Here is a 26,980-nt window from a genome sequence, read left to right as displayed (position 1 = left end):
GGGTGAATCGCGCCGGGTGCGCCGGCAATTCGGTGCACCCGGCAGCGCGGCCGCGCAGGGCGGTCAGCCGCTCAGACCAGGCCGAGTGCCAGCATCGCGTCGGCCACCCGCAGGAACCCGGCGATGTTCGCCCCCGCCACGTAGTCCCCGGGCGTGCCGTACTCCTCCGCCGTGCGGTAGCAGCGGTCGTGCACGTTGCTCATGATCTCGCGCAGGCGCTGCTCGCTGAACTCGCGCGACCACGAATCCCGCGAGGCGTTCTGCTGCATCTCCAGCGCCGAGGTCGCCACACCCCCGGCGTTGGCCGCCTTGCCCGGCCCGAACGCCACACCGGCCGACTGGAACGCGCGCACGCCCTCCGGCGTGGTGGGCATGTTCGCGCCCTCGGCGACCGCGACGCAGCCGTTGCGCACGAGCTGCTCGGCCTCCTTGCCGGTGATCTCGTTCTGCGTGGCGCACGGCAGCGCCACGTCCGCGGGGATCTCCCACACCTGGCGGTCCTGCCGGAACCGGCCGGAGGCGCGCCGCTCGGTGTACTCCGACAGCCGGGTGCGCTCGACCTCCTTGAGCTCCTTGACGAGTTCGACGTCGATGCCCTTCTCGTCGTGGAGCGCACCCTCCGAGTCGGAGCAGGCCACCACCGTGCCGCCGAGCTCGTGCACCTTCTGCATCGCGTAGATCGCCACGTTGCCGGAGCCGGAGATCACCGCGGTCTTGCCCGCCAGCGACTCCCCGCGCACCGCGAGCATGTCCTGCACGAAGAACACGGTGCCGTAGCCGGTGGCCTCGGTGCGGATCTGCGCCCCGCCGAAGGCCTCGTTCTTGCCGGTCAGCACGCCGGACTCGTACCGGTTCGTCAGCCGCTTGTACTGGCCGAACAGGTAGCCGATCTCCCGGCCGCCGACACCGATGTCGCCGGCCGGAACGTCGGTGTGCTCACCGAGGTGGCGGTACATCTCGGTCATGAAGCTCTGGCAGAACGCCATGATCTCCCGGTCGGACTTGCCCTTCGGGTCGAAGTCCGCGCCACCCTTGGCGCCGCCGATCGGCATGCCGGTCAGGGCGTTCTTGAAGATCTGCTCGAAACCGAGGAACTTCACGGTGCCCAAGTACACGCTCGGGTGGAACCGCAACCCGCCCTTGAACGGCCCCAGCGCGCTGTTGAACTCCACGCGGAAACCGCGGTTGATGTGCACCTCGCCCTGATCGTCCTGCCACGGAACGCGGAAGATGATCTGCCGTTCCGGTTCGCAGAGCCGCTCGATGATCTTGGCCTGGGTGTAGTGCGGGTGCTTGCCCAGCACCACGCCCACGCTTTCGAAGACCTCGCGTACGGCCTGGTGGAACTCGACCTCACCGGCGTTGCGTCCCACGACCTGCTCGTAGACGGGTTCCAGGGTTTCGTGCAAGAACATGTACCCACTCCGTTCTCATCTCCGACCGCACGCGGGGCCTCCCGGCCGGCCACCCGCGCGTAATCCACGCCAGGCAACCAGCCCACACACGACCGGGGGAAGCGACTGCGTCGAAAGTCATCGCGGGCCGGCGGCAACGCTGCCCCGGCCGTGCCGAACGTCCTCGCCGGGCGCCTCGGCCGGTTGCGGTCACGGCCACCACCATCACCCGACAGCCCACCGACGATGCCGGACGGAGGGGCGCGAAGTCCACGGGGTCCGCTGTGTGAGCACGGGCGCAGGTTCTGAGCTGCGGTGCCGGGCTCCAGGGCCGGCATCCAGCACCGGCATCCAACGCCGGGGTCCAACGCCGGGGTCCAACGCCGGGGTCCAACGCCGCAGCTCGCCCTGGAGGAGTTCGCCGAACTCGCAGACCGGAAGACCTGCGCCGTGTGCGGAGCCCACCACATCCGCGCGCTCGACGGATAGATCCGTCCCCGAGCAGATCAGACCCCGGGCAGATCAGACCCCGAGCACGTGATCCAGATGTGATCCAGATGCGCCCCACAGTGGATCATGAAAAAAGACCAGGCCTTGTGACCTGGTCTTTCGGTGGTGGAGACGAGGGGAATCGAACCCCTAACCCCCGCCTTGCAAAGGCGGTGCAAGCAAGTCGCTGCCCTGCAGCGGAACCATGTTTTCGCTGCTCACCCCGCGTGGTGGCTGCCGTCGTTTGACAGCGATCAACGTTGCTTCTCGGCCTGATGTGTACCAGATGTGAACCAACCACATCTGGCCAGACGTATTGGTGTCAGGCAGGTCTTCGCGTGAAGTTGAGTTGATCTGGATCTTGGTACTGGCACGCATCCACAAGCAGGCGAGCCAGCACGCCGGGGTCAGCATGGCCGCCCGTAGGTTGTGGCGCTGGTGACCCAGCTACTCAGCGCAACCACACTTTGCTTGTGAAGGCGCGCCCAGGCGGTCACCCGAGCCACGCACGGATCCGGCCGCCCGCCGGGCCACCTACGAGGCTCGAGAACGGCGACCCAGCTGCCAGCCGCAAGCGAGCGTGGCCACTCGACCCGCGCGGCGGCCCCTGCCGCGGTTGAGCCGCCTGCCTTCCGCTCGCGTCCGGTGACGCCGCCCGCCCACCGCTCGCGCTCGGCCCGACCGCCCGGCGAGCGGCCGAGCTCGCCGGGCGGTCTTGGGCCAGAGCGCACAGGCAGCGGGCGGGCGGCTCTCACCGGACGCACCAGGCAAGCATGCAGGCGGCCCCGGCAGGGGCCGCCCTTGATGCAGTAGAGAAAGTCTGAACACACGCACACTGAGGCTGTGCGCTGGGACTACGCGAGCAGCAACGCTGTGTCTGCGGACCGCGGTCAGGTGGTGATGAGCCTCGAGGTGTACCCGGCGTCGATCAGGCGGTGGTACGCCCGGTCGACGTCTTCGGGAACCTGCTGGGGGATGGCGAATCCGCGGTCGGCGTAGATGGTGATGCGTTGGGTGTCGCCGACCAACATGGTGATGACTCGGTTCGCATCACCGATCGACTCCACGTAGGCGTCGAGGGACAGGCGCTGCGAACTGCAGACGATGTCGACCTCGGGCCACACCTTCTTGGCCGTGGCGTAGGCCCGGCGCTGCTGGTACGGGCGCGAGATCAGCAGCAGCGAGCTCACCTGCTTGCCCCGCTGCTCGAGCAGGTGGCGGGTGAACTCGATGTTCTCGGACGTGTTGCTCGCGTCGGGTTCGACGGCGATCGCCGAGTCCGGAACCCCGTGCTCGAGGACGTGTTCGCGGTAGTGGACCGCTTCGCCACGTGGGAACCGCTCGACGGTGGTGGGAGCGTTGGCCCCGGTGAACACGATCAGCGGGAACAAGCCTGCGCGGTAGAGGTCGACCGCGTGGTCCGCCACGCCGAGGTCGTGACTGCCCAGTCCCACGCCCACGTCACACGTCCTCAGCTGGTGGTGCAGATCGTGATACTCCCAGAGGCGTTCGACATCGCTGCGCAAGCGCTCCGGGATGGACGGCGTGGGAGTGTTCATCGCAGGCCTCGGTCCCTGTTAGTCGGGGATTTTGAACGTGTAGGACCAGGCGAATCGGGAGGCGGCGTGGACCCCGCGTGCGAACTCCACCACGCGGCCTTCGGCCGTGGCCGTGGTCCTGTTCAGGATCATCACCGGCTCACCGTGCGGTAGGTCTAGGAGCTGGGTCTCTTCGGGGGTTGGCATCCGCGCGTGCACGGTTTCGGTGATCGTGTCCGGTTCCAGGCCTTGTAGCGTCAGGATCGCGAAACCGCCGCCTTGCCCTGCTGGTCCTGGCGTGGGGTCAGTTAGCGGGGTGTTCTCAACATCCGCGGGCCGGTAATAGCTCGTGAGGGTGTGCGTAGGTTTGCCGCGGTCTTTGACGACGCGGGCGCGTTCGTAGACAGTGCTTCCCGGGTTCAGGCCCAGTGCTTCGGCGACCTCGCTGTCGGCCTCGGTGCGTTGAGTTTGGTTCGTTTGATCATCGGGCTTCCAGGTGCGGCCGGATGCTTCGCGGTCTGCGGCGAACGCGACAACGTTGCCGAACTTCCACTTGCTCTTGGCGTAGCGGTCAGCACCGAGCCTGCGCATCGGAGGTCGACTGCGCACCACCGTGCCGCGGCGACGGACAGGGGTAACCAGTCCCTCGGCTTCGAGTGAGGCAACGGCCTTGCGGATCGTGCCGAGGTTCACGCCGTAGTTCTCCGCGAGGTCGCGCTGCTTCGGGAGGGTCGACTCAGGCGGATAGCGCCCGCTCTCGATCGCTTCGCGTAGGTCGGTAGCGACCTCCTTGTACCCCGTTCCCATCTCTGTGACCTCCCGCATGACCTGCAAATAATCCTACCTCTAAGCGCCGCAGCGGGTCCAGTCGAGTCGATAGATGTACATCTATTGACAGCTGCTGCCCCTGGGTGTCTAATAGATGTAGAACTAATTAGGCAGCGGCGGCAGCCGAGCCACACCCAACGGAGGTGCAACACCATGCTGCGGAACATCCCGGTCCTGCTGGAGGGCTACAAGCTCCAGGTCTCGGAGGAGCCGACGGTGAAGACCCGCCAGGACGAGGCCGGCAACGAGGTCGTGGCCACGGACTATCAGGGCGCCACGCAGTACGTGGTCAGCGTCTTCGCCAAGCCGCTCGACGAGAACGGCAAGGCTCGCGGCAAGGGCGAGGAGATCAAGGTGACCTTGGAGGCTGAGCCGGAAGACATCGAGGACGGCACCCGGGTGGAGCTGATCAACCCGCGGGTGTCGCACTGGCAGAACGACTTCGGCAACGGCACCACCTCGGGCCTGTCGTGGAAGGCCACCGGCATCAAGCCGGTCGAGCGCTGAGCGGCGCTTCCCGCTCCGGTTTTCTGAGTAGTTCTTCGCCGCCCGTGTGGGCGGAGGTCTTTGATAATTCCACAGTGGGCCGAGCTGTGTCTGAAACCAGCGCATATGGGCTGCGCTGGAGACTTTCTTGGCCCCCGATTCGGCGTTTCGTCTCGGGGGTCTTGATGGCCTCCATTGTCGGCATTCAGGAAAGGATGATGAGTCGTGTCGTTGGCGTATTGCCCGGCGTGTCACTGCGATCGGTGGCGCTATGTCCACTCTGCGGACCAGTTCTGCAACCACAAGCGCATCGCAAAGCGGGGTGTGTGATGAGCGAGAGCAGGAATTACCCGGTGGCTGATCCTGGGGAGGGTGATGCCCGGTTTACGACCGGGCTTGTGCTCGACGTGGCTGACACGTTGCAGCGATGGGGATATCCGGAGCTGTCGTCGGCGGATTACGGCCGTCTGCTGGCAACGTTGTTCGCGTTCGTCTACCGCGGAGGTGATTTCTGATGGTGTGTCTGGACTTTCACGGCCGGGGGTGTTTGGGCTCGGCGCAGGTGTCGGTGTTGATGAACGAGCAGGGAAGGGTGTGATGCGCGGTGGCCGTGTCGAATGTCAAGGACGTGGTGAACAAGCAGCTGACGATGCGCACCGAGCAGGTGTCGCGGATTCACGTGCTCGGGCTCATGCTCGATGAGCTGAAGCGGAGCTTGGATCGGATCGAGGCGTTGGAAGGGTCGATCGTCGATGACCGTAAGTTCCGCGAGTTGCAGGAGTTGAAAGGCAAGGCCGAAGCATCGGTGACGCGGTTGCGGGATGCGTTGGCCAAGCAGGGTGGGCAGCAGGTCGCGAAGGGATACAAGTAATGCGCAACAACGGTCAGGACGTGCACAAGACGGCGCAGAAGATCGACAGCGCGATGTGGAGCGTCAACAAGATCACCACCCGCTTCGGCGTGCCGAAAGGGGTCGCCCACGAGTTGACGAACACGAAGAAGGCGGTCGGCGATGTGATCGCGAAGATGGAAATGATCGAACGGCGCCAGTAACCGCAAACAGGAAACGTGTCTCCTGCGCCCGGCCCCTGCATCGGGGTCGGGCGCTTTTCTCTGCTTGTAGGGGGATGGTCGTGAGCAACAGTGAGAACACGCAGACACCGGCCCGACGGGTCGGGAAATGGATCATGCGGCACCCGCGGATCTCCAGTGTGACGGGCGGTCTCGGCGGTTGCTGTGGCTACTTCGGCCTCGTGCCGACACTGCTCACGGCAGGAACCGCGGTGCTGGCAGCCCTCGGCGTCGGGTTGAGCTGGCGGGCTCTGGACCGGCCGACGTTCGACCGGTGCGCCGGCCGGTTCGTGCGGGCCTGGTGGCGCCGATGGTTCGTCTACTACCGCAAGTGGCAGGTGGTGACCAGCAACACCGGGCTGACCACCGTCGACAAGCACGGCACCACGCGGGCTCCGCGGATCCGGCGGGTGCGCTCGAGTTGGTGCTGGGATTCGGTGACGGTGCGCATGACCCCGGCCCAGGAGCAGAAGGACTACGAGCAGGTGTTGAACAGGTTGGCGAATACCTACCGGGCCCGCACCGCGTCCTTGCGCACCCTCAAGCCCGGGTTGGTGAGCCTGGATTTTCAGCGCTTCGAACCGTTCGATGACCTGTTCATCCCGCTCGCGGCGCTGCCGGAGACGTCGGACGCGGTCGACCTGTCGCGGCTGGTGGTGGGCAAGGACCAGTACGGCCGGGACTACGCCATCAACCTGTGGACGCAGCTGCACATCCTCTTCGCCGGAGCCACCGGCTCGGGCAAGGGCTCGTGGATGTGGGGCCTGTTCCGGGCCCTGGCCCCCATGATCAAGGACGGTTCCGTCCGACTCTGGGTCATCGACCCCAAGGGCGGCATGGAGTTCGGCGCCGGCAGGGCGATGTTTCACCGCTTCGCCGAATCCGCCGAGGAGGGTCTGGAACTCACCCGCGAATACACCCAAGTCTTGGATGCCCGCAAGACCGAACTCGGCCGGCAGGGCAACCGCGACCACAGCCCCACGCCGGAGCAGCCGTGGGAGATCTTGGTCTGCGACGAGTTCGCCGGCATGACCGAGTTCGCCGACAACACCGTGAGCAACGAGTTCGAAAAGCTCATCGGCAAGGCCATCAGCCAGTACCGCGCCGTCGGCGGCCGGGTCCTGGGCGCGGTGCAAGAACCGAGCAAGGACAACGTCCCGGTCCGCGGGTTGATCCCCACCAAGATCGTGCTGCGGGTCGAAGAGCCTGGGCATGTGGACATGACCCTCGGCGAGGGTGCTCGCGAGCGCGGGGCGTTTGCGGATCAGATCTCGGAGTTCTTGCCCGGGGTGGGCTACGTCAAGCACGAAGGCCGCGAACCGCTGCGCGTGCGCGCGGCCTACACCTCGGATGCGGACATCGCGGAACTGGTCGCCTACTGCACCACCCCCGAGGCCACGGTGACCACACTGCCCACCACCTGGGCCACCGCCGACGACGACCAGGACGAGATCCCCGAAGACACCGAAGATGGAGACGTCCTCCTGGACCTCGCGGACCTCGAACACATCGAGGTCTACGACGGCGACGACGAAGACGAGGACGTCGCCTAACCACCCGTGAAGGGCGTTGCTGCCCTGCTGTTTTCCCGTCTCGGCCCGCCGGATCGGCGGGCCTTGTTCATGCTTGAGAGGAGTGGACTAACCGTGTTGATCGAACTGGCCTTACTGGCCACCTCGCTGGCCGGCACCGGCGCTGCCTACTACGCCCGCACCCTGTTCCGGAGACTGCACACCGACGCGCTGACCGGGCTGGGCAACCGGGCCGAGCTGTATCGCCGCTTCGGCCGGCTCTGTCTACTGGCTCGTCACCGGGAGCCGGTCGCGCTGCTGCTCGGCGACGTCGACCAGTTCAAAACGCTCAACGACACCCACGGGCACCGCTTCGGCGACCAAGTACTGCAGAGCCTCGCCGGAGACCTCGACGGGCTCTGCGGGCCGGGTGAGCTGGCGGTGCGGCTGCACGGCGACGAGTTCGCCGTGCTGATCACCGGCGACGGCGCCGAGCACGCCGAATCCCGCGCGGTCGCCATCAGCCGCGCGTTGTCCGGCACACGGGTCATCGACGGCCAACCGGTCGAGGTGGCCACCTCGTGGGGCGCGGCCACCATCCCCATCAGCCCGCACGCGGCGCTGACACACGTGCTCTCCCGCGCCGATGCCCGCATGTATCACGCCAAACCCACCCGACCGACCACCGACCGCTCAACTACTGCCGCCCACTCGCACTCCGTGGAGGTTGCCCGATGATCCCGCTGCTGCTCGTCCACGTCACCGGCCGCGGCATTGCCCTCACATTACTGGTCACCTTGCTCACCCTGGCCGGTATCGCCGGGCTGTGGTGGGTCTTCGGCCCCGGCCCCGCCGTGCTGACGGCCCTGGCCGTGATCGGGCTGATCCGCGGGGTGATGCACCTGTTCACCCCGCCGCAGTGAGCCGAAAGGACGCCCTGCCATGGCATTTCGTGAATCACCGAGCACGACCGGCCACACGCGGCGGGTGCGGGCGCTGGAGTACGACATCGCCGAGTCCCGCCGACTCCGACCGCTACTCGCCGATCCGGACCACGTGGCGGTGGTGATGCAGCGCCACGCCCGCCGCACGCTGGCCGGACTGTGGATCTTCCTCTGCCTCGGGCTGGTATTCACCACCACCGGGGTGCAACGCTTCCTCGCCGCCGGCACCAGCCCGGCCGATCCGCTGTGGTGGGCCGCCTGGTGCGTCGAGCCCATGTTCGCCGGACTACTGGTCACCCTGCTCAACTTCGAAGCCGCCATCCTCTCCCACGGCGTCACCCCCGGCCACGCGTGGTGGGCCCGGCTGAAACACACGCTGCTGGCCTCCACCCTGGCCATGAACGTGATCCCCCAACTCGCCCCGCTGGTGGGTGCCGGCACGTTCAACCTGGGCTCGCTGGCGGTGCACGCGATCGTGCCGCTCATCGTCTACGGCGTCGCCGAAGTCATCCCCCTCATCCAGGCCCGCACGCGGCAGATCATCCACCAGGTCAACGAGCAGGCAGCCGAAACCGAACCCGCGGAACCCCTGTCCGCAGAACCGGCAACCGCACCGGCCTCGGCTTCCGCCGAACCGACCGATCAGGACCCTGCCGAGTCCCCCTCGACGTCGCGTGACCTGGATCCGGCCTCGTCGGAGGAGCCCACCGCCGAGCAACAGGCGGCCCCCTCGGCCGCGACGGGCCCGGACGTGGGCGAACTCGCAGCGGTGCGCTCGCTGAAGCTGCCCGAGTCGGTCGTGGCCAAGCTCCGTGACGCCTACGACGGCGCTGCTGCCCAGGGCCGCGAACTCACCACGGCCGACGTGCAGCAGGCGGTAAAACTGCCCGACGCGATGGCCGACCGCATCGTCACCGAACTCACCGGCCACAACGGCCACCCGGTGGCCGCCCCGTAATCGACTCCGCAACAGCTCGGCGGGAGCGCTCGCCGAGCACCTGGCGGTGCCTCCCGCCCCACGTTTGGGAGGTGATCGCTGCTCGTGGCCCTACCGCCGCTTTCCACCACTGACCCGCTCACCCGACGGCTGCACGACCCGTACTACGACACCTGGCGAGCGAAAGTCCAGTCCACCGGCGGGTGCCTCAACCCGGTGCACCTCTCCGGCCGGTGGGCGATCACCGACGCCACCACCGGTGCCGAGCTCACGTCCACCCAGGGCCAGATCATGGCCCCCTGCGGCAACCGCCGCGAATCCGTCTGCCCCGCCTGCTCGGATCGCTACGCCGCCGACGCCTTCCACCTGCTGCGCGCCGGCCTGGCCGGCGGCTCCAAGGGCGTGCCCGAAGACATCGCCGGCAAGCCCCGGCTGTTCGTCACCCTCACCGCCCCCTCGTTCGGGCCCGTGCACAACCGGCCGGCCACGAAGACGGGCAAGCCCCGTCCGTGCCGCTGCGGCACCCGACATCACGAAGCGGACTCGCGTCTCGGACAACCCACTGACCCCGAGTCCTACGACTACACCGGCCACGTGCTCTGGCAAGCCCACGCGTCCAAGCTCTGGCACCGCTTCACCATCGCCCTGCGCCGCCACCTCGCCCAAGCCGCCGGGCTGCGTGTGCGCGAGTTCGGCGAACACGCCCGGCTGTCCTACGCGAAAGTGGCCGAGTTCCAACGGCGGGGGCTCATCCACTTCCACGCCGTCATCCGCCTCGACGGTCCGGCCGGTCCCGAGGACGAGACCCCGGTGTGGGCAACGACCACGTTGGTGACTGAGGCCGTTCGTGGCGCCCACCGCGATGCCCGCCTACCTGCCCCGGAGATCGATGGGCAAGCCCGCGAGTTCACCTGGGGCGAGCAACTCGACGTCCGCCCCGTCCAACCCGCCGACGCAGGCCAGTTCGAAGAGCCGGACGGGGCGATCTCCGATGACCGGATCGCCTCCTACGTGGCCAAGTACGCCACCAAGGGCACCGGCAAGTCCGAAGCCGCCGACCGCCGGCTGCGCTCCCGGTCGCACATCGAGTTGATCCCCACCTCGCAGCACCACCGGCGGATCATGCGCACCGCCTGGGACCTGGCCGAGAACGACGAGTTGGCCGAACTCAAGCTGCGCCACTGGGCGCACATGCTCGCCTTCCGCGGCCACTTCCTCACCAAATCGAAGCGCTACTCCACCACCTTCAAACGCCTGCGCGGTGACCGCCAACGCTTCCGGTTCGAGGAAAACCTCGCCGAACTCGACGTGGACGAAGAGTCCGTGCTCGTGGTCAACCACTGGGAAATGACCCACATCGGCCACCGCTCCGACGAGGAACGCGAACTCGCCGAAGCCATCGGCAACCGCACCCGCGAACTGCGAAAGCTCAAGTACGTCACGGAAAGGAAGGACTGACCATGCGCACTCTCTGGGGACCTACCGAGGTGGCCGACTACCTCGGCGTGCCGATCGGAACGGTCTATCAGTGGCGAACCCGGGGGTTCGGTCCTCCCGGGCGCCGTGTCGGCAAGTACGTCCGCTACAAGCCCGATGACGTCGAAGCCTGGTTCGACGCACAACCCGAGGAGATCATCTGATGCCCGATATTGACGACCGCTGGCACAAGATCGGGCCCGACGGCAAAAAGGTCCGTAATGGTCGTTACGGCAAAGGCTCTCGTTGGATAGTGCGCTGGCGTGACCCTGAAGGCATCCAACGTGGCAAGTCCTTCACCCGTAAGGCGGAAGCTGAGGCTTTCGCGACGCAGCTTGATCACAACATGATGTCTGGTTCCTACATCGACCCCAGCGCGGGCAAGGTACTCATGGCGGATTGGGCCGGGCAGTGGTTGGCTGCTCAAGCTCATGTGAAGCCTACGAGCTACTACCGCACCGAGGGGATTGTCCGGACATACGTCCTTCCTCGGTGGGGGCAGATCCGGATCAGCGACATCGCCCATGCCGATGTCCAGCGTTGGATCTCATCGCTGGCCAAGAAGATTGCACCCGCGTCTGTGGCGAAGGTGCATCGGACACTCTCCCTGATCCTGGACTGGGCGGTGAAGAACGATCGCCTGGCGAAGAACCCTGCACAAGGGATCAACCTTCCCCGCGCCACATCCCCCGAGAGGCGCTACCTCAGCCCAGCCCAGGTCAAGGAGTTGGCGCAAACCTGCGAGCCGTACTCCGTCGTCATCTCGTTCTTGGCCTACACCGGCCTGCGCTGGGGTGAGATGGCGGCCCTCCGCACGGAACACGTTGATCTTGATCGCCGCCGTGTGCAGGTCGTGCAGTCGGTGACCGAGGTGAACGGGCGCCTGGTGTGGGGCACGCCGAAGACCCATGAGCGTCGAACGGTTCCGCTCCCCCGGTTCCTGGCCGATGAGCTGGCCAAACACCTTGTGGACAAGGTCGAGGGCGATCTTGTGTTCACCGCGCCCAAGGGTGGCGTGCTGCGGTTGCGCAACTTCCGGAGGGCGGTATTCGACCGCGCGGTGACGGAAGTTGGACCAGAGGGTTTCCACCCTCATGAGCTACGTCACACCGCTGCCTCATTGGCGATCGCGGCCGGGGCAGAGGTGAAGTTGGTCCAGCAGATGCTTGGTCACAAGACCGCGACGCTGACGCTGGACCTGTACGGACACCTGTTCCCGGACCGGTTGGACGACATCGCTGATCGTCTCGACTCCGCCGCGTGTGAACCAGATGTGTACCACAGTGGATCATGAAAAAAGACCAGGCCGTGTGACCTGGTCTTTCGGTGGTGGAGACGAGGGGAATCGAACCCCTAACCCCCGCCTTGCAAAGGCGGTGCTCTGCCGATTGAGCTACGTCCCCAGCAGGACGGAAACCGGGTGGCCCGCGGGAGGAACTCGACCGAGGAACACCGGCGGGCCACCGCCCGGCAATTCAGGCGCCCAGCAGTTCAGGTTCCCGGCAGTTCAGGCCCCGCCCGAAGACGGAGCCTGCCGGGATCCATCCCCGGAGCTGTCAGCACCGCATGGCGGTGTCACGCCTCAGCGGTCGCCTCGCGCCACAGGTCGGCCTCGGCCTTGGCGGCACGGTTGCGCCGAATGACGAAAAACACGACGCCGGCGACGGCGGCCAGTGCGATCAGCTTCTTCATTGCAGACGCCTCCCTATGACGGCAGCAGTGCCGTGACGCTGGCGTTCCCATGATGTCGGACAATGTCCAGGGCGCTGGACATTGCCCGGGATCGTGGGCCTAGCTGGACTTGAACCAGCGACCTCTTCGTTATCAGCGAAGCGCTCTAACCGTCTGAGCTATAGGCCCTCGGTACGCCTCACACGTTACAGGACGCTGCGGCCCACCGTTCAACGGGGGTGCTCCGCGATCACCGCCACCGGCGCCGCGGGAGCACCCGATCGGCATCACTCCCGCTCGGACAGGGTGACCTCCAGACCACCGGCGAAGTCCGCGGCGACGTTGTAGATGAACGCCCCGACCGTCGCCAACGCCGTGATGAGCACGATGTTGATCGCCCCGATGATCAGCGCGACGCCGAACACGCTGCCCGCGCTGATGAGCGGATCGCTCAGCGTGTTGTCCGTCTGCGTCAGGTCCGAGATGCCGCTGTTCAGGTTGTCCCAGACGCCCATCCCGTCCAGCACGCCGTACAGCACCGCGACGGCGATCATCCACACGATGAAGACCGCGACGCTGAGCACCAGCGCCAGCTTGAGCACCGACCAGGGGTCGACCCGCTTGACCTGCAGGCTCGCGCGCCGCGGACCCCGGCTCGGCCGCCGGGCGGAACTCGCCGAGCTCGCCGAACTCGACGCCGCCTCGGCATCGGCGGCCGTTCCCGCGCCGCGGGCCGCCCCGGTGTCCCGGGCCGCTGCGGTGTCGAACGAGAGCGCACTGCGCTGCTGGTCCTGCGGCAGCTGCGTGCGCACGGTCTCCTGGTCGTGCACCGCCCCGGACGCGGTGCCGCCGTCGGCCTGCACGGCCGGCTGCTCCGTGGTGGTCGCGGTGTCGGCGAACGTGGAGGTCTCCCCCGTCCCGGAGGTATCCGCCCCGGAGGTGTCCGCCCCGGAGGTGCCCGTGGCCGAGGACGTCTCCGCCGCCGCGTTCCCGGCGGAGGTACTCGCGGCCGTGTTCGCTGCCGGGGACGTGTCCGCGGCGGCGGCCCGCTGCCACGGCGGCGGGACCTCCGTTCCGTCCGGCGCGGCACCCGCCTGCTCAGCGGCGTCCGCTTCGCCCTCACCGGCGGCGGATCCGGCGGTCTCGGAACCCTGCGCTGCGTCGGTCATGAGCACGCTCCGGTCCGCGTCCTCCTCCGGGCGCGAATCTGATTCCTCCGGCTTGTCGGAAGCTGTCACGAGCGATCCCTTGTCGAGCGTCGACGTGGTCGGCGGCCCGCCGAAAAAACCCCCGGAGGAGCTAACGCGCGGACCGCCCCACGATGTGTGCTGGCCGCTTTCAGTTCTGCTGGCCGGTGCTGCTGTCCGGCTGACCGGCGGTGTCCGGATCGGCGGCCTCGTCCGCGTTCCGCGCGATCGCCACCAGGCTGGTGCCCTCCTCGAGGTTCATCAGCCGCACACCCTTCGTCTGCCTGCCGGCCTTGCGCACCTCCCCGGCGGTGGTGCGGATGACCCCGCCGGTCGAAGTGATCGCGTAGAGCTCGTCATCGTTGTCGACGATGAGCGCGCCCACAAGCCTGCCACGTTTCTCGTCGTGCTGAATGGTGAGCACGCCCTTGCCACCCCGGCCCTGCAACGCGTAGTCGTCGATCGGGGTGCGCTTGGCATAACCCCCGTCCGTGGCGACCAGGACGTAGCGGTCCGGCCGGACAACGCCCACGGACAGCAGTTCGTCACCCTCGTTGAAGCGCATGCCGAGCACACCGGAGGTGGCCCGGCCCATCGGCCGCAGCGCCTCGTCGCTGGCGCGGAACCGGATGGACTGCCCTTCTTCGGAAACCAGCAGCAGGTCGTCCTCCGCCGAGCAGAGAACCGCCCCCACCACCTCATCGGAATCCTTGAGGTTGATCCCGATCAAACCACCGGATCGGTTGGAATCAAAGTCGGTCAGCCGCGACTTTTTCACCAAACCGTTCTTCGTGGCCAGAACCAGGTACGGCGCGACCGTGTAATCCTTGATCTGCATGACCTGGGCGATGTGCTCGTCCGGCTGGAACGCCAGCAGGTTCGCCACGTGCTGACCACGCGCCGTGCGGTTGGCCTCCGGCAGCTCGTAGGCCTTCGTCCGGTAGACCCGCCCCTTGTTCGTGAAGAACAGAATCCAGTCGTGCGTGGAGCACACGAAGAAGTGCGACACGATGTCGTCCTGCTTCAGCTGCGCGCCCTGCACGCCCTTGCCGCCGCGCTTCTGCGCCCGGTAGAGGTCCGTGCGCGTCCGCTTGGCGTAGCCGGTCCGGGTGATGGTGACCACGACGTCCTCGTCGGCGATCAGGTCCTCGATCGCGACCTCGCCGGAGTACGGCACGATCTTCGTGCGCCGCTCCTCGGCGTACTGGTCCACGATCGACATCAGCTCCTCGCGGACGATCCCGCGCTGCCGCTCCGGCTTGTCCAGGATGTCGCGCAGATCGGCGATCTTCTCCTCGATCTCGCCCAGCTCGTCGATGATCTTCTGCCGCTCCAGGGCCGCCAGCTTGCGCAGCTGCATCGCCAGGATCTCGTTGGCCTGGACCTCGTCGACCTCGAGCAGCTCGATCAACCCGGTGCGCGCCTCGTCGACCGTGGGCGACCGGCGGATCAGCGCGATCACCTCGTCGAGGTGGTCCAGGGCCTTGGCCAGCCCGCGCAGCACGTGCGCGCGCTCCTCGGCCTTGCGCAACCGGTACCGGGTGCGCCGCACGATCACGTCGATCTGGTGCTTGACGTAGAGCTTGATCGCCTGGTCCAGCCGCAACGTGCGCGGCACCCCGTCGACCAGCGCGAGCATGTTCATGCCGAACGTCGTCTGCAGCTGAGTGTGCTTGTACAGGTTGTTCAGCACGACCTTCGGGATCGCGTCCCGCTTGAGCGTGATGACGATCCGCATGCCGCGGCGGCTGTTCGACTCGTCGGCGATGTCGGCGACACCGGAGATCTTGCCGTCCCGGTGCATCGTCGCGATGCTCTCGATCAGGTTGTCCGGGTTGACCTGGTACGGCAGCTCGGTGATGATCAGCGAGTTCCGGCCCTTGCGGTCCTCCTCGACGTTGACCACCGCGCGCATCTTGATGGAGCCGCGGCCGGTCCGGTAGGCGTCCGCGATCGAGTTCGTGCCGAGGATCAGCCCGCGCGTCGGGAAGTCGGGGCCCTTGATCCGCTCGATCATCGCCTCGAGCAGCTCCTCGTCGGTGGCCTCCGGGTTCTCCAACGACCACACGACGCCGTCGGCCACCTCGCGCAGGTTGTGCGGCGGGATGTTCGTCGCCATCCCGACCGCGATCCCGCCACCGCCGTTGACCAGCAGGTTCGGGAACCGCGACGGCAGCACGTCCGGTTCCTGGGTGCGGCCGTCGTAGTTGTCCGAGAAGTCGACGGTCTCCTGCTCGATGTCGGCGAGCATGTGCATCGCCAACGGCGCCAGCCGCGATTCCGTGTTGTGACTGACGAAGCCGTCCGTGATGAACGAGTGGTCCTCGCTGTCCACGCGCAGGCTGTAGACGTCTTGCACACCGGCATCGATGACCGACTCGACCTCGGCGTAGTGGAAGCGGCCGTCCACGAGCGGTTCGACGACGTCGAGCACCTCGGAGTTCGTGATGCGCGCGCGGATCTCGTCGCCGTTGCGCTCCCAGCGCTCGATGCGGTCGACGTTGTGCCTGCGCAGCCAGTCCCGCTCCGTCCAGCGGTCCGCACCCTGCGCACGGATGTAGTCGGCCGCGAACGGCACGTGGTCGTGCGAAAGAGCCCGGCTCTCGTCCGGGCCCTCCGGCTGCGTGCGCTGCAGCACGACCCGGTCCCCCGGTTCGATTTCCTCGAGGAGTTTCCAGACGAGGGTCGGCACGCCGAGCACGGACACCAGGCACAGCACGGGGTGGTTGTGCGTACCGGTGAGCTCGTAGCCCCCGCTGGCGCGCAGCTTCAGCGTCGAGTGCTGACCGGAGTGGAACAGCTTCTCGGCGAGCACCGGATCGCCGTTGCGGTCCTGGACCTTCAGCTCGATGTCGTTGTCGCTGTTCGGCGCGGCATCCGGGACGATGTCGCCGATCCGCACGGTGGCGCCGTCGGCCAGCTTCACCCGGGTGTCACCGACGACGCAGTACCTCATGGCGGCGGCCGGATCGTTGCCGGGGGAGCCGAAGTTGCCCTGGCCGTCGACCAGCTTGTGCCGCATCGCCCAGGGCTGGGCCAGGCGCACCAGGGTGTCGTAGATGGCCGAGTCGCCGTGCGGGTGGTAGTTCCCCATCACCTCGCCGACGACGCGGGAGCACTTCACGTACGAGCGGTCCGGCCGGAAACCGGAGTCGTGCATCGCGTAGAGCACGCGGCGGTGCACCGGCTTGAGCCCGTCCCGGACGTCCGGCAGCGCCCGCGCGACGATGACGCTCATCGCGTAGTCGATGTAGGAGTTCTGCATCTCCTGCTGGATGTCGACCGGTTCGACGCGGCCGCCTTCCGGAGGCAGGGTTTCGGTCACGTTCTCGGGTTCCTTTCACGCTTCGGGCGAGTGTCGGGCGCTGCCGACGCGAACGGCCTCCGCCGCGCGTCGCGCGCGAACGCGGTGCCGGGTGCGGCAGCGGGTGCGCCTCACACGTCCAGGAAGCGGACGTCCTTGGCGTTGCGGTTGATGAACGACCGGCGCGCGTCCACGTCCTCGCCCATGAGCACGCTGAACAGCTCGTCCGCGGTCGCCGCGTCGTCCAGCGTGACCTGCCACAGCAGCCGGCTGTCCGGGTTCATCGTGGTGTCCCACAGCTCCTGGGCGTCCATCTCGCCCAGCCCCTTGTACCGCTGGATGCCGTCGTCCTTGGGGACCTTGCGCCCCTCCGCGGCACCGCGCTCCAGCAGCGCGTCCCGCTCGCGGTCGGTGTAGGCGTAGTCCGGTTCCGCCCGCGGCCACTTGATCTTGTACAGCGGCGGCTGGGCCAGGTAGACGTGCCCCGCTTCGATGAGCGGACGCATGAAGCGGAAGAACAGCGTGAGCAGCAGGGTGCGGATGTGCTGGCCGTCCACGTCGGCGTCGGCCATGATCACGATCTTGTTGTACCGCAGCTTGGACAGGTCGAACTCGTCGTGGATGCCGGTGCCCAGGGCGGTGATGATCGCCTGCACCTCGTTGTTCTTGAGCACCCTGTCCAGGCGGGCCTTCTCCACGTTGATGATCTTGCCGCGCAGCGGCAGGATCGCCTGGTAGCGCGACTCGCGGCCGTCCTTGGCCGAGCCGCCCGCCGAGTCGCCCTCGACGACGTAGAGCTCGCACTCGTCGGGGTTGTTGGACTGGCAGTCCTTGAGCTTGCCGGGCAGCCCGCCGATGTCCATCGCGCTCTTGCGCCGCACGAGCTCCTTGGCCTTGCGGGCCGCGGTGCGCGCCTGCGCCGAGGACACGGCCTTGTTCACGATCGCCTTGGCGTCGGCGGGGTTGCGCTCGAACCAGTCGGACAGCCACTCGAAGACGGTGGTCTGCACGAAGGACTTGATCTCGGTGTTGCCGAGCTTGGTCTTGGTCTGGCCCTCGAACTGCGGCTCGCCGACCTTCACGGAGATGATCGCGGCGAGGCCCTCGCGCACGTCGTCACCGGTGAGGTTGCCGTCCTTGTCCTTGAGCATCCGCTTGTCCTTGGCGTAGGCGTTGACCACGCGGGTCAGCGCCGCCCGGAAGCCCTCTTCGTGCGTGCCGCCTTCGTGCGTGTTGATCGTGTTCGCGAAGGTGTAGACCGACTGGTTGTAGCCGGAGTTCCACTGCATCGCGACCTCGACGTCGTGACCCGGCCCGGCGGCGTTGAAGGAGATGACCTTCTTGTGGATCGGGTCCTTGGTGGCGTTGATGTGCCCGACGAAGTCCTCCAGCCCGCCCGGGTAGTGGAACGTCCGGTGCCGGCTCTCCTGCTCCTCGCCGGTCTCCTCGTCGACCAGGTGGCGCTCGTCGTGCAGGACCATGGTCAGGCCCTTGTTGAGGAAGGCCATCTCCTGCATGCGGCGCGCCACGGTCTCGGCGTTGAACTGCGTGGTCTCGAAGAGCTTCGGATCCACCCAGAAGGTCATGCTCGTGCCGGTGCGGTCGGTCCGCTCGCCGCGTTCCACATCGTGCACCGGCTTGGAGTCCTCGTAGCGCTGCCGCCACACGTAGCCGTCGCGGCAGACCTCCGCCTCCAGCACGGCGGACAGCGCGTTCACCACCGACACGCCGACGCCGTGCAGACCGCCGGAGACGGCGTAGCTGTCACCGCCGAACTTGCCGCCGGCGTGCAGCATCGTGAGCACCACTTCCAGCGTGGGCTTCTTCTCCACCGGGTGCTCGTCCACCGGAACGCCGCGGCCGTCGTCCTCGACGCGCACACCGCCGTCGGGGAGCAGCGCCACCTCGACCTTGCTGGCGTAACCCGCCATCGCCTCGTCGACGGAGTTGTCCACGACTTCCTGGACGAGGTGGTGCAGACCGCGCTCGCCGGTCGAGCCGATGTACATGCCCGGGCGCTTGCGAACTGCCTCAAGGCCCTCGAGAACGGTGATGGATGAAGCGGTGTACTCGCTCTTCTTCGATGTCACGGGCCTCGATGTCTCCTTGGGCCGATTGTCGTCATCTCTGCCGGAGGCTCGCTGCGTGCCAGCCGCCTGCCGTCGGGGTCCGACGGATCGGCACTCCGGCTGGTGGAACTCACCGCACGCGTCCCGCCCGCCGTCCCTCGGATGGTGGCTGCGGCGCTGAGGTGGTCTCACTGGGGGTGCGGAACCGCGTGCCGCGGATCCGGCCCGTCCCGCTACTCGATTCTACTGCCCTGAACCGACAGAAGTGGGGCAAGGACACCCCTGGTTTGCTCACAGAACGAAAAACACGCCCCGGACCCCTTTGCAGCAACCCCCGGAGCGTCTCCAGCGGTTCCAACCGGCACTCGACGGGCACTGCGAACGGCCGGGCGGCAGCCGGCAGCGTCCGGCAGCTCGGCGCGTACCCGCACCGCGCACCCCGCCGCCACGCGCGGTCCCGCACCCGCGCACGGGCACCGGGCCCGCACCTGCCCGGGCCAGCCGCGCGCGCCCGGGCTCAGCCGTAGGTGTCGCGGGGACCCCTGCCCCGCACGTGCCGCGGCCCGTGCCGCCAGCTCGGCGCCGCCGGCCCCTGCACGCGGATCTTGCGGACCACGTCCTGACCGACCCCGTCGGCGATCCGCCCCAGCAGCTGCCGCTGCAGCAGCCGCAGCTGGGTGGCCCAGGCGGTGGACTCGGCGCGGACCGTGAGCACACCGTCCTGCAGGCTCACCGGCTGGGTGTGCGCGGCCACGTCCGCACCGACGAGCCCCGCCCAGCCGGCGAACACCCGGCCGCCGGCGATGCGGTCGCCCCAGCCGCGCTCGCTGACCAGCCGCGAGGCGAGCCGTCCGAGCGCCTGCGGATCGCGGTCGTCGGAGCGGGCCCCGGACCAGCCGCGGCGCTTGCGCTGCCCGGTGCGCACCCGCGGGCGGGAGTCCCGCCGCGCGGCCCGGTTCCGCGAGGAGCGCTCCCGGGCAGCCTGCAACGCGGCGCGCGCCAGGTCGGGGCCCTGCAGATCGCCGAACTCGGACAGGTCGGTCGCGGACTCGGCGGTGCCCGCACCCCGGCCGGGCGAGCCCTGCTGCCCTCCGGAGTCGTCATGCCCGACCTGCCCCGCGGACTCCTCCGATGCGGTCGTGTCCGGCTCACCGGTGCGGGCGATGCCCGACCGCGCGGAGTTGTCCACAGCATCCACAGAGCTGTCCCCAGTAGCTGGATCTCGTCGTGCCGAGTGCTGCGCGCGTCCGGATTGACCACTCTCCGCGTTCGTCCCGGTCTGCCGCGCCGCGGGCGCGCGGCCGCGCGCCCGCGCGGAAGTCGAACGCCTAGTCGACACGCCGCACCTCGCCTTCGTCCACGCGGAAGCGGACACCGGTGAGCTCGGCGGGCACGTCCTCCTCCACAGCAGCGGTCACCAGCACCTGCTCCGCACCGCTCACCAGCTCGGCCAGCCGCGCGCGGCGCCGCCGGTCCAGCTCGGCGAACACGTCGTCGAGGATGAGCACCGGCTCCGCCCCGTCCGCCGTCAACAACCGGTAAGCCGCCAGGCGCAGGGCCAGCGCGAAGGACCACGACTCGCCGTGGCTGGCGTAACCCTTCGCCGGGAGGTCTCCGAGGAGCAGGTCGAGATCATCGCGGTGCGGACCGATCAGCGACACGCCCCGCTCGATCTCCTGCCGCCGCAGCTGCTGCAACTGCCCGGTCAACGCCTCCTCCAGCACCGACGGGTCCGCTGCCGGCCCGTGCGGCCGGCCGTAGCCCGCGGGCAGCGACTCGTCGATCCCGCACCGGTAGCGCACGTCCGCCACCCGCCCGGCGGGCGCGTCCTCCGAGCCCGGCGAGGCGGCCACGCTCGCGTAGGCGCTCGTCACGTACGGCGCCAACGAGGCCACCAGATCGAGCCGCCCCGCCAGCAGCTGCGCCCCCAGCCGCGCGAGGTGGCCGTCCCAGACCTCCAGCGTGCTCGGATCGGCCGAGCCCCCGCCGCGGCCGGCCGTTTTCAGCAGGGCGCTGCGCTGCCGCAGCACCTTCTCGTAATCGGAGCGCACACCCGCGTAGCGCGGCGCGCGGGCCACCAGCAGGTCGTCGAGGAAGCGGCGCCGCTCGCCGGGATCGCCGCGCACCAGCGCGAGGTCCTCCGGGGCGAACAGCACGGTGCGGAGGATGCCGAGCACGTCGCGCGGTTTGGCCGCCGCCCCCCGGTTGATCCGCGCGCGGTTGGCGCGCCCCGGGGCGATCTCCAGTTCCACCACCAGCTCGCGCCCCTGGTGCACGACGGCCGCGCGCACGATCGCGCGCTCCGCCCCGTCGCGGATGAGCGGCGCGTCCTGGGACACGCGGTGCGAGTTGAGCGTGGCGAGGTAGCCGAGGGCTTCGACGAGGTTCGTCTTGCCCTGACCGTTGGCGCCGACCAGCACCGCGGCTCCCGGCTCCAACGCCAGGTCCGCGTGTTCCCAGCAGCGGAAGTCGGTCACTTGCAAGTGGCGGACGTACACGGCCGGCTCAGTCGCTCGTCTCCACCGAGTGCCCGCCGAACTGGTTGCGCAGCGCGGCCACGGCCTTCATCGCCGGCGAGTCCTCCTGCCGGGAGGAGAACCGGGCGAACAGCGAGGCGGTGATCACCGGTGTCGGCACGGCGTTGGCGATGGATTCCTGCACGGTCCAGCGCCCCTCACCGGAGTCGCTGACCCAGCCGCGCAGCTGCTCCAGGCCGGGATCCTCCTCGAGGGCGCGGACGAGCAGGTCGAGCAGCCAAGATCGCACGACGGTGCCGCGGCTCCACGCCTTGATCGTCGCGGGCACGTCGGTGACCACATCGGACGCGGCCAGCAGCTCGAAACCCTCGGCGTAGGCCTGCATGAGGCCGTACTCGATGCCGTTGTGCACCATCTTGGCGTAGTGCCCGGCACCGACGGGTCCGGCGTGGGCGAACCCCTCCTCGCGCGGCCCCGCCGGGCGCAGCGCGTCGAAGATCGGCATGGCGTGCTGCACGTCCTCCGCGGCGCCGCCGGCCATCAGGCCGTAACCGTTCTCCGCGCCCCACACTCCGCCGGAGACGCCGACATCGACGTAGCGCACGCCGTGCTCGGCCAGCAGCGCCGCGTTGTCCTGGTCCTCGCTGAACGGGGAGTTGCCCCCCTCGATGACGAGGTCACCGGAGCTGAGCACACCGGCGAGTTCTTCGATGGTCTGCCGGGTGGGATCGCCGTGCGGCACCATGATCCACACGGTGCGCGGGGCGGTGAGCGCCTTGACCATGTCCGCGATGGACGCGGCATCGCGGACCTCCGGGTTGCGGTCGTAGCCGACGACCTCGTGCCCGGCGGCGTGCAGCCGCTCGCGCATGCTGAACCCCATTCGGCCGAGACCGACAAGTCCGAGTTGCACCGGAACTCCCTCTTCGCGAACTGATGTGATTCGGCGGTCGGCACCTCGCCGTCGCCGTGCCGTCGCGCTCGGGGACGCCTCGCAGCGGCCGCGGCGCGGGGCGCCGGTGCGGGTCAGCCGGGCAGTCGCACGGGCATGAGCAGGTACAGGTAGCCGTCCGCCACCTCCCCATCATCCCCCACCGGTTTGAGCAGCGCCGGTCGGTTGGACGTGGTGAACAGCATCTGTGCGCGATCACTCTTGAGCGCGTTCAGACCGTCCTGCAGATAGCCCGGGTTGAACGCGATCGTGAGCGGTTCCCCGGTGAGTTCCACGGGCAGCTCCTCCTCGGCGCTGCCCTCGTCGTCGCCGCCGGCGGTCAGGCGCAGCGAACCCTCGGAGAACTCGAGCCGCACCTGGGTGCCGCGTTCGGCGACGAGCGAGACGCGCTTGATCGCCTCGAGCAGCGGAGCCACGTCCACGGTGGCCTGGACGGGGCTCTCCTCCGGCAGCAACTGCCGGTACTTGGGGAACTCCGCGTCGAGCAGGCGCGTCGTGGTGCGGCGGGCGTTGCCGGACAGCCCGAGCAGCCCGTCGCCGGAGGCCAGCGACAGCTCCACGGTGCTGCCCGCCCCGCCGAGCGTTTTCGCCGCGTCGGCGAGGGTTTTCGCGGGAACGAGCACGGAGGTGTCCGCTGTGGACGAACCGGGCTCCCAGGTGATCTCGCGCATGGCCAGCCGGAAGCGGTCGGTGGCGACCATGGTCAGCTTGTCCGCGTTGATCTCCATCCGCACGCCGGTGAGCATCGGCAGCGTGTCGTCCTTGCCCGCGGCGACCGCGACCTGGGCGACCGCCTCGCTGAACACGTCACCGGGCACCGACCCCGCGTGTTCCGGCATGCCGGGAAGCTCCGGGTAGTCCTCGACCGGCATGGTCGGCAGGCTGAACCGGGAGCTGCCGCAGGTGATCGTGACCCGCTGGCCGTCCACGGTGAGCTCCACGGGCCGCGCCGGCAGCGCCTTGGTGATGTCGGCCAGCAGCCGTCCGGAAACCAGGGTGCGTCCGGCGGTTTCGATCGTCGCTTCCGTGCTGACCTGCGCCGAGACTTCGTAGTCGAACCCGGACACGCTCAGCGCGTCGCCGGAGCTGGCATCGAGCAGCACACCGCCCAGCACCGGCACCGGCGGCCGCGAAGGCAGGCTGCGCGCCACCCAGGCGACGGCGTCGGCCAGGCCGTCCCGTTCCACGCGGATCTTCATGGGGGTCCTTTCGGTTTCGCCCAGGAACTGGAGTGGTGCCGTGGTGAACCCCGGCCGGTGCAGGCTTGCGCGGTCCGCGGCTCGCACGCCGAGAAGTGCCGGATGCCACGGCGCCGCAGCATCGAGCCGCCGCAGCACTGAGCCGGAGACGGGTGAGGACCGGTCCGCGGTTCGCGGACTTTCCACCGTAGAGCGTGCCGGCAGGTGTGCAGAACCGGGGGCCGGAGCCTTCGCGGCGTTCGTTCGTCCACTTGTCCACCGCCCCTACTCCTCTTCTGTCCTTCTTTCAGAGAAAGAAGAAGAGCGTAGCCGCAGTAGGTCTTGTGGGCAGTGGGGACAAGTCCGGTTTTCGCAGCGCAGCACGGGCAGGAGGATGTGGAGGAGTTGGGGGTTTCCTTGGGATGGACCTTGGGACGGAACGTGGACAACTCACCGGTGCCCACCGGGCGTCCCCAACGTGCTCGAGATGTCCACACCGGGATCCACAGTTCAAGCCCGAGTTGTACCCAGGCGCTGTTGACGCTCGAGCGGGGCGAGCCGCTTGTGGGCCGCGTTGTGGGCAGCCTGTGGTCAACTCCCGGACACCTGTGGGTAACTGCGCGCTACCTGTGGACAGCCTGTGGATGCTGTGGATGAATTCCCTGCGCAGTGCTGTGGAGCAGTGGCTTGTGGACAACTGTGGACATCTGGCCGCGCGGGCGGGGGTTTCTGCGCGGCCGGTGCGATGAAGCCCACCCGGGATTTTGGAAAGTTTCACCGGTTCGAGGGTGCGGTGTCGGTCGAGCGGGGGTCCGGCCGGCGCGCCACGGTGGCCGGTGGCGGAGCTTTCTGCACGAGCGGTCCGGTCGCGCGCCACCGCGCGCGCAGAAAGGTCGCGCTTCGGCGGGCAGGCGGGCGGGGTCCGGCCGGACGTGCGTTTCGCGGGCGGGTTCAGGCGGTGGGTGCTGCTTGCGCGCCGGAACACGTGGCTGTCACTCCGGCCCGCGCACGGCTCCTGCGGCGACCGCCGCAGGGGAGAACAGGCCGCAGGCGGGGAACAGGCCGCGGGGAATCCTGGTGCCGCGGCGGCACGCTCCGGCCGCAGCCGCCTCACTGCAGAAAGCAGTCACCGCGGCCGATAGCGGCCGCCGCTCGGCACGCAGCCATCGCGCTCAGCAGGCAGTCACCGCGGCCGACGAGCCGCCCCCCACTCAGCAGGCAGTCACCGCAGGCAGTCACCGCGCTCGGAAGGCAGCAAGCGGCGCGTCAGCGGGACTGCTGCTTGATCCGCGCGGTGAGCTCCTGCACCTGGTCGTAGACGCGGCGGCGCTCGGCCATCTCCTTGCGGATCTTCTTGTCCGCGTGCATCACCGTCGTGTGGTCGCGGCCGCCGAAGGACTGCCCGATCTTGGGCAGCGAAGAGTCCGTCAGCTCCCGGCACAGGTACATCGCGATCTGCCGCGCCTGCGCCAGCGCCTTCGTCTTGCCCGTACCGCACAGATCATCGACGGTGACGCCGAAGTACTCCGAGGTCACCGACATGATCGTCGGCGCGGTGATCTCCGGGTTCTGCTGCGCGTCCGGGATGAGGTCGCGCAGCACGATCTCGGTCAGCTGCAGATCCACCGGCTGCCGGTTGAGCGAGGCGAACGCGGTGACGCGGATGAGCGCGCCCTCCAGCTCCCTGATGTTGCGCTCGATGCGCGAGGCGATGAACTCGAGCACGTCGGCCGGCGCGTTCATCCGGTCCTGCGCGGCCTTCTTGCGCAGGATCGCGATCCGCGTCTCCAGCTCGGGCGGCTGGATGTCGGTGATCAGCCCCCACTCGAAGCGGGTGCGCAGGCGCTCCTCCAGCGTGCGCAACCCCTTCGGCGGCCGGTCCGAGGAGACGACGATCTGCTTGTTCGAGTTGTGCAGCGTGTTGAAGGTGTGGAAGAACTCCTCCTGGGTTCCCTCCTTGCCCTCCAGGAACTGCACGTCGTCCACGAGCAGGACGTCCACGTCGCGGTAGCGCCGCTGGAAGGCGACCTGCCGGTCGTCGCGCAGCGAGTTGATGAAGTCGTTGGTGAACTCCTCGGTGGACACGTAGCGCACGCGCATCCCGGGGAAGAGCCGCTGCGTGTAGTGCCCCACCGCGTGCAGCAGGTGCGTCTTGCCCAGCCCGGACTCGCCCCAGATGAACAGGGGGTTGTAGGCGCGGGCCGGAGCTTCCGAAGCGGCGACCGCGGCGGCGTGCGCGAACCGGTTCGACGAGCCGATGACGAACGTGTCGAACGTGTACTTGCCGTTCAGCCGCGTCTGCGAGGTCGGCGGGCCGTGCTTCGGCGCGGTGAACGGCTGTCCGCCCGAGCCGTCGGCTGAGGTGTCGCCGGGTCCCTCACCACCGGTTTCGTCGTCGTCCTCCGCGGAGTCGGCGTTGGTGGCCTGCTCCTCCTCCTGCGTGCGGTGCCGCCCGCGGTCGGCCTGCTGGGGACCCGCGCCGCGTGCCGCGTCCCCGGTGTCGCCGCTCGGTTCGGGATGGGCGACCGGCTGGATCGCCCCGAACTGCTGCGTCTGCTCGGCACTGGTTTCCACCGGAGGGGGCGGGGCGCCGCCGGGCCAGCGGAACTCCGTGGTGGGCAGGTCGGAGCCGCGCGCGTCGGCGGACGAGATCGACCCGCTGTGCGCGACGTGGCCGAACGTCTCCCGCCCCGCGCCGGCGCTGTGCTGCGGATCCGCTTGCTGCTGCTGTTGGGGCTGCTGCTTCTGCGGTGGGAGCGGGAGCTGTTGTTCCTGCGACCGCGCCGACGCGGGAGCGGCGCGCGCGGCCGGCTGCGGAGGCTGCCAGGGCTGGGCGCCGGCCTGTTCGGATGCGGTGTGCTCGTGCTGCGCGCGCTCGTTCCGGCCCGCTCCTCGCTGGCCCGAGCCGTGCTGGTCGGGCGCGCCGGTGTCGGAGGACGCCGCGGTGCCAGCAGTGAAGCGCAGCGGCAGACCGGCGGACGCGCCGTTGCCCGCGGCTCCCCGCGGGTCGGCACCCCGCTGATCAGCTTCCCGCGGACCGGCCTGCCGGGGGTCGTCCTCCTGCGGGGACTCCTCCTGTGGGGACTCCTCGTGCGGGGTGGATTCCTGCCGCGCGGGGGCGGTTGCCGGCGGTGCGGAGGCCTCGGGGTCCTCGGGCGCATCCTCGCCGTCCCCGCCGGCGGTCACCGGCCGGGTGGGTGCGGGTACGGCGGTGTCCACCTTCACCGCGAGGGACACGTCACGTCCGAGCCTGCGGGACAGCGCATCGGCGATGGGATCGCGCAGGGCGCGTTCGATGGCTTCCTTGGCGAAGTCGCTGGGCGCGGCCAACAACGCCGTGCCGTCGAGCAGACCGATCGGTCGCGTCACGCGCATCCACGCCCGCTGCTGCGGGGAGAGCGTGCCGGAGGACAGCTCCTGCACCACCTCTTCCCAGACTCTGCCGAGATCGGTTTGGTGCTCGGACAA

The 26,980-nt window shown here is 68.7% G+C and carries 22 protein-coding genes, 2 tRNA genes and 1 pseudogene; 11 read left to right on the top strand and 14 right to left on the bottom strand.

What is annotated here, in order from left to right; translation table 11 throughout:
• Positions 1-71: 71 nt before the first annotated feature.
• The 3 genes from gdhA to ACVGV2_RS00115 all read right to left on the bottom strand — a co-directional run bounded on the left by gdhA (position 72) and on the right by ACVGV2_RS00115 (position 4,228).
• Positions 72-1,415, bottom strand: coding sequence for an NADP-specific glutamate dehydrogenase (gene gdhA / locus ACVGV2_RS00125; protein ID WP_459164019.1), 1,344 nt, complete (start codon positions 1,413-1,415; stop codon positions 72-74).
• Between the two features lie 1,358 nt (positions 1,416-2,773).
• The gene (locus tag ACVGV2_RS00120; RefSeq protein WP_459164018.1) at positions 2,774-3,442 is read right to left on the bottom strand and encodes a YdcF family protein; all 669 of its coding nucleotides are present in this window, start codon (positions 3,440-3,442) and stop codon (positions 2,774-2,776) included.
• An 18-nt stretch (positions 3,443-3,460) separates the two neighbouring features.
• Entirely contained in the window at positions 3,461-4,228 is a 768-nt protein-coding gene (locus ACVGV2_RS00115) for a GntR family transcriptional regulator (protein ID WP_459166076.1), read from the bottom strand.
• A gap of 174 nt (positions 4,229-4,402) precedes the next feature.
• On the opposite strand from ACVGV2_RS00115, the gene ACVGV2_RS00110 reads away from it, so the two are divergent.
• The 11 genes from ACVGV2_RS00110 (at position 4,403) to ACVGV2_RS00060 (ending at position 11,968) form a co-directional block, all read left to right on the top strand.
• Positions 4,403-4,756, top strand: coding sequence for a hypothetical protein (locus tag ACVGV2_RS00110; RefSeq protein WP_459164017.1), 354 nt, complete (start codon positions 4,403-4,405; stop codon positions 4,754-4,756).
• Between the two features lie 308 nt (positions 4,757-5,064).
• Positions 5,065-5,250, top strand: a complete 186-nt coding sequence (locus tag ACVGV2_RS00105; RefSeq protein ID WP_459164016.1) for a hypothetical protein — start codon at positions 5,065-5,067, stop codon at positions 5,248-5,250.
• Between the two features lie 89 nt (positions 5,251-5,339).
• Positions 5,340-5,606 (top strand): hypothetical protein, encoded by a 267-nt coding sequence (locus tag ACVGV2_RS00100; RefSeq protein ID WP_459164015.1) that lies wholly within the window; start codon positions 5,340-5,342, stop codon positions 5,604-5,606.
• Entirely contained in the window at positions 5,606-5,788 is a 183-nt protein-coding gene (locus tag ACVGV2_RS00095; RefSeq protein WP_459164014.1) for a hypothetical protein, read from the top strand. Before ACVGV2_RS00100 ends, ACVGV2_RS00095 begins: the two co-directional genes overlap by 1 nt.
• Positions 5,789-5,868: 80 nt before the next feature.
• Positions 5,869-7,359 (top strand): FtsK/SpoIIIE domain-containing protein, encoded by a 1,491-nt coding sequence (locus tag ACVGV2_RS00090; RefSeq protein ID WP_459164013.1) that lies wholly within the window; start codon positions 5,869-5,871, stop codon positions 7,357-7,359.
• 93 nt (positions 7,360-7,452) lie between these two features.
• Entirely contained in the window at positions 7,453-8,055 is a 603-nt protein-coding gene (locus ACVGV2_RS00085) for a GGDEF domain-containing protein (RefSeq protein WP_459164012.1), read from the top strand.
• Positions 8,052-8,240: a hypothetical protein gene (locus ACVGV2_RS00080; protein ID WP_459164011.1), complete on the top strand. Its 189-nt coding sequence runs from the start codon at positions 8,052-8,054 to the stop codon at positions 8,238-8,240. Before ACVGV2_RS00085 ends, ACVGV2_RS00080 begins: the two co-directional genes overlap by 4 nt.
• A gap of 19 nt (positions 8,241-8,259) precedes the next feature.
• Positions 8,260-9,219, top strand: a complete 960-nt coding sequence (locus tag ACVGV2_RS00075; protein WP_459164010.1) for a hypothetical protein — start codon at positions 8,260-8,262, stop codon at positions 9,217-9,219.
• Between the two features lie 84 nt (positions 9,220-9,303).
• A complete protein-coding gene (locus ACVGV2_RS00070) occupies positions 9,304-10,656 on the top strand; it encodes a replication initiator (RefSeq protein WP_459164009.1) in 1,353 nt (450 codons plus the stop codon).
• Positions 10,657-10,658: 2 nt separating this feature from the next.
• A complete protein-coding gene (locus tag ACVGV2_RS00065) occupies positions 10,659-10,838 on the top strand; it encodes a helix-turn-helix domain-containing protein (RefSeq protein ID WP_459164008.1) in 180 nt (59 codons plus the stop codon).
• Positions 10,838-11,968: a tyrosine-type recombinase/integrase gene (locus ACVGV2_RS00060; RefSeq protein WP_459164007.1), complete on the top strand. Its 1,131-nt coding sequence runs from the start codon at positions 10,838-10,840 to the stop codon at positions 11,966-11,968. Before ACVGV2_RS00065 ends, ACVGV2_RS00060 begins: the two co-directional genes overlap by 1 nt.
• A gap of 33 nt (positions 11,969-12,001) precedes the next feature.
• On the opposite strand, the gene ACVGV2_RS00055 is transcribed toward ACVGV2_RS00060, so the two are convergent.
• The 11 genes and pseudogenes from ACVGV2_RS00055 to dnaA all read right to left on the bottom strand — a co-directional run bounded on the left by ACVGV2_RS00055 (position 12,002) and on the right by dnaA (position 26,980).
• Positions 12,002-12,077 (bottom strand) — tRNA-Ala (locus ACVGV2_RS00055).
• 181 nt (positions 12,078-12,258) lie between these two features.
• Positions 12,259-12,366 (bottom strand): annotated as a pseudogene (locus tag ACVGV2_RS00050) (DLW-39 family protein); the annotation flags it as partial.
• A gap of 94 nt (positions 12,367-12,460) precedes the next feature.
• Positions 12,461-12,534, bottom strand: a tRNA-Ile gene (locus tag ACVGV2_RS00045).
• A gap of 98 nt (positions 12,535-12,632) precedes the next feature.
• Positions 12,633-13,583 (bottom strand): DUF3566 domain-containing protein, encoded by a 951-nt coding sequence (locus ACVGV2_RS00040; RefSeq protein ID WP_459164006.1) that lies wholly within the window; start codon positions 13,581-13,583, stop codon positions 12,633-12,635.
• Between the two features lie 100 nt (positions 13,584-13,683).
• The gene (gene gyrA, locus ACVGV2_RS00035) at positions 13,684-16,857 is read right to left on the bottom strand and encodes an intein-containing DNA gyrase subunit A (protein WP_459164005.1); all 3,174 of its coding nucleotides are present in this window, start codon (positions 16,855-16,857) and stop codon (positions 13,684-13,686) included.
• Positions 16,858-16,967: 110 nt separating this feature from the next.
• Positions 16,968-18,926, bottom strand: a complete 1,959-nt coding sequence (gene gyrB / locus ACVGV2_RS00030) for a DNA topoisomerase (ATP-hydrolyzing) subunit B (protein ID WP_459164004.1) — start codon at positions 18,924-18,926, stop codon at positions 16,968-16,970.
• Positions 18,927-19,422: 496 nt separating this feature from the next.
• Positions 19,423-20,094, bottom strand: a complete 672-nt coding sequence (locus ACVGV2_RS00025) for a DUF721 domain-containing protein (RefSeq protein WP_459166075.1) — start codon at positions 20,092-20,094, stop codon at positions 19,423-19,425.
• A gap of 139 nt (positions 20,095-20,233) precedes the next feature.
• Entirely contained in the window at positions 20,234-21,403 is a 1,170-nt protein-coding gene (recF, locus tag ACVGV2_RS00020; RefSeq protein WP_459164003.1) for a DNA replication/repair protein RecF, read from the bottom strand.
• A gap of 7 nt (positions 21,404-21,410) precedes the next feature.
• Entirely contained in the window at positions 21,411-22,295 is an 885-nt protein-coding gene (gnd, locus tag ACVGV2_RS00015) for a phosphogluconate dehydrogenase (NAD(+)-dependent, decarboxylating) (protein ID WP_459164002.1), read from the bottom strand.
• Between the two features lie 113 nt (positions 22,296-22,408).
• Entirely contained in the window at positions 22,409-23,533 is a 1,125-nt protein-coding gene (gene dnaN / locus ACVGV2_RS00010; RefSeq protein WP_459164001.1) for a DNA polymerase III subunit beta, read from the bottom strand.
• A 1,245-nt stretch (positions 23,534-24,778) separates the two neighbouring features.
• Positions 24,779-26,980 (bottom strand): chromosomal replication initiator protein DnaA, encoded by a 2,202-nt coding sequence (dnaA, locus tag ACVGV2_RS00005; protein WP_459164000.1) that lies wholly within the window; start codon positions 26,978-26,980, stop codon positions 24,779-24,781.

The organism is Bounagaea algeriensis, from assembly GCF_054491375.1.
The sequence above is the reverse complement of the archived record's forward strand: the minus strand, read 5'-3'. Positions and strand labels throughout refer to the sequence as shown.

Excerpts from the sequence above, each read along its gene's own strand:
- gdhA (WP_459164019.1), bottom strand. The coding sequence starts at position 1,415 with ATGTTCTTGCACGAAACCCTGGAACCCGTCTACGAGCAGGTCGTGGGA.
- ACVGV2_RS00120 (WP_459164018.1), bottom strand. The coding sequence starts at position 3,442 with ATGAACACTCCCACGCCGTCCATCCCGGAGCGCTTGCGCAGCGATGTC.
- ACVGV2_RS00115 (WP_459166076.1), bottom strand. The coding sequence starts at position 4,228 with ATGGGAACGGGGTACAAGGAGGTCGCTACCGACCTACGCGAAGCGATC.
- ACVGV2_RS00110 (WP_459164017.1), top strand. The coding sequence starts at position 4,403 with ATGCTGCGGAACATCCCGGTCCTGCTGGAGGGCTACAAGCTCCAGGTC.
- ACVGV2_RS00105 (WP_459164016.1), top strand. The coding sequence starts at position 5,065 with ATGAGCGAGAGCAGGAATTACCCGGTGGCTGATCCTGGGGAGGGTGAT.
- ACVGV2_RS00095 (WP_459164014.1), top strand. The coding sequence starts at position 5,606 with ATGCGCAACAACGGTCAGGACGTGCACAAGACGGCGCAGAAGATCGAC.
- ACVGV2_RS00080 (WP_459164011.1), top strand. The coding sequence starts at position 8,052 with ATGATCCCGCTGCTGCTCGTCCACGTCACCGGCCGCGGCATTGCCCTC.
- ACVGV2_RS00075 (WP_459164010.1), top strand. The coding sequence starts at position 8,260 with ATGGCATTTCGTGAATCACCGAGCACGACCGGCCACACGCGGCGGGTG.
- ACVGV2_RS00065 (WP_459164008.1), top strand. The coding sequence starts at position 10,659 with ATGCGCACTCTCTGGGGACCTACCGAGGTGGCCGACTACCTCGGCGTG.
- ACVGV2_RS00060 (WP_459164007.1), top strand. The coding sequence starts at position 10,838 with ATGCCCGATATTGACGACCGCTGGCACAAGATCGGGCCCGACGGCAAA.
- dnaN (WP_459164001.1), bottom strand. The coding sequence starts at position 23,533 with ATGAAGATCCGCGTGGAACGGGACGGCCTGGCCGACGCCGTCGCCTGG.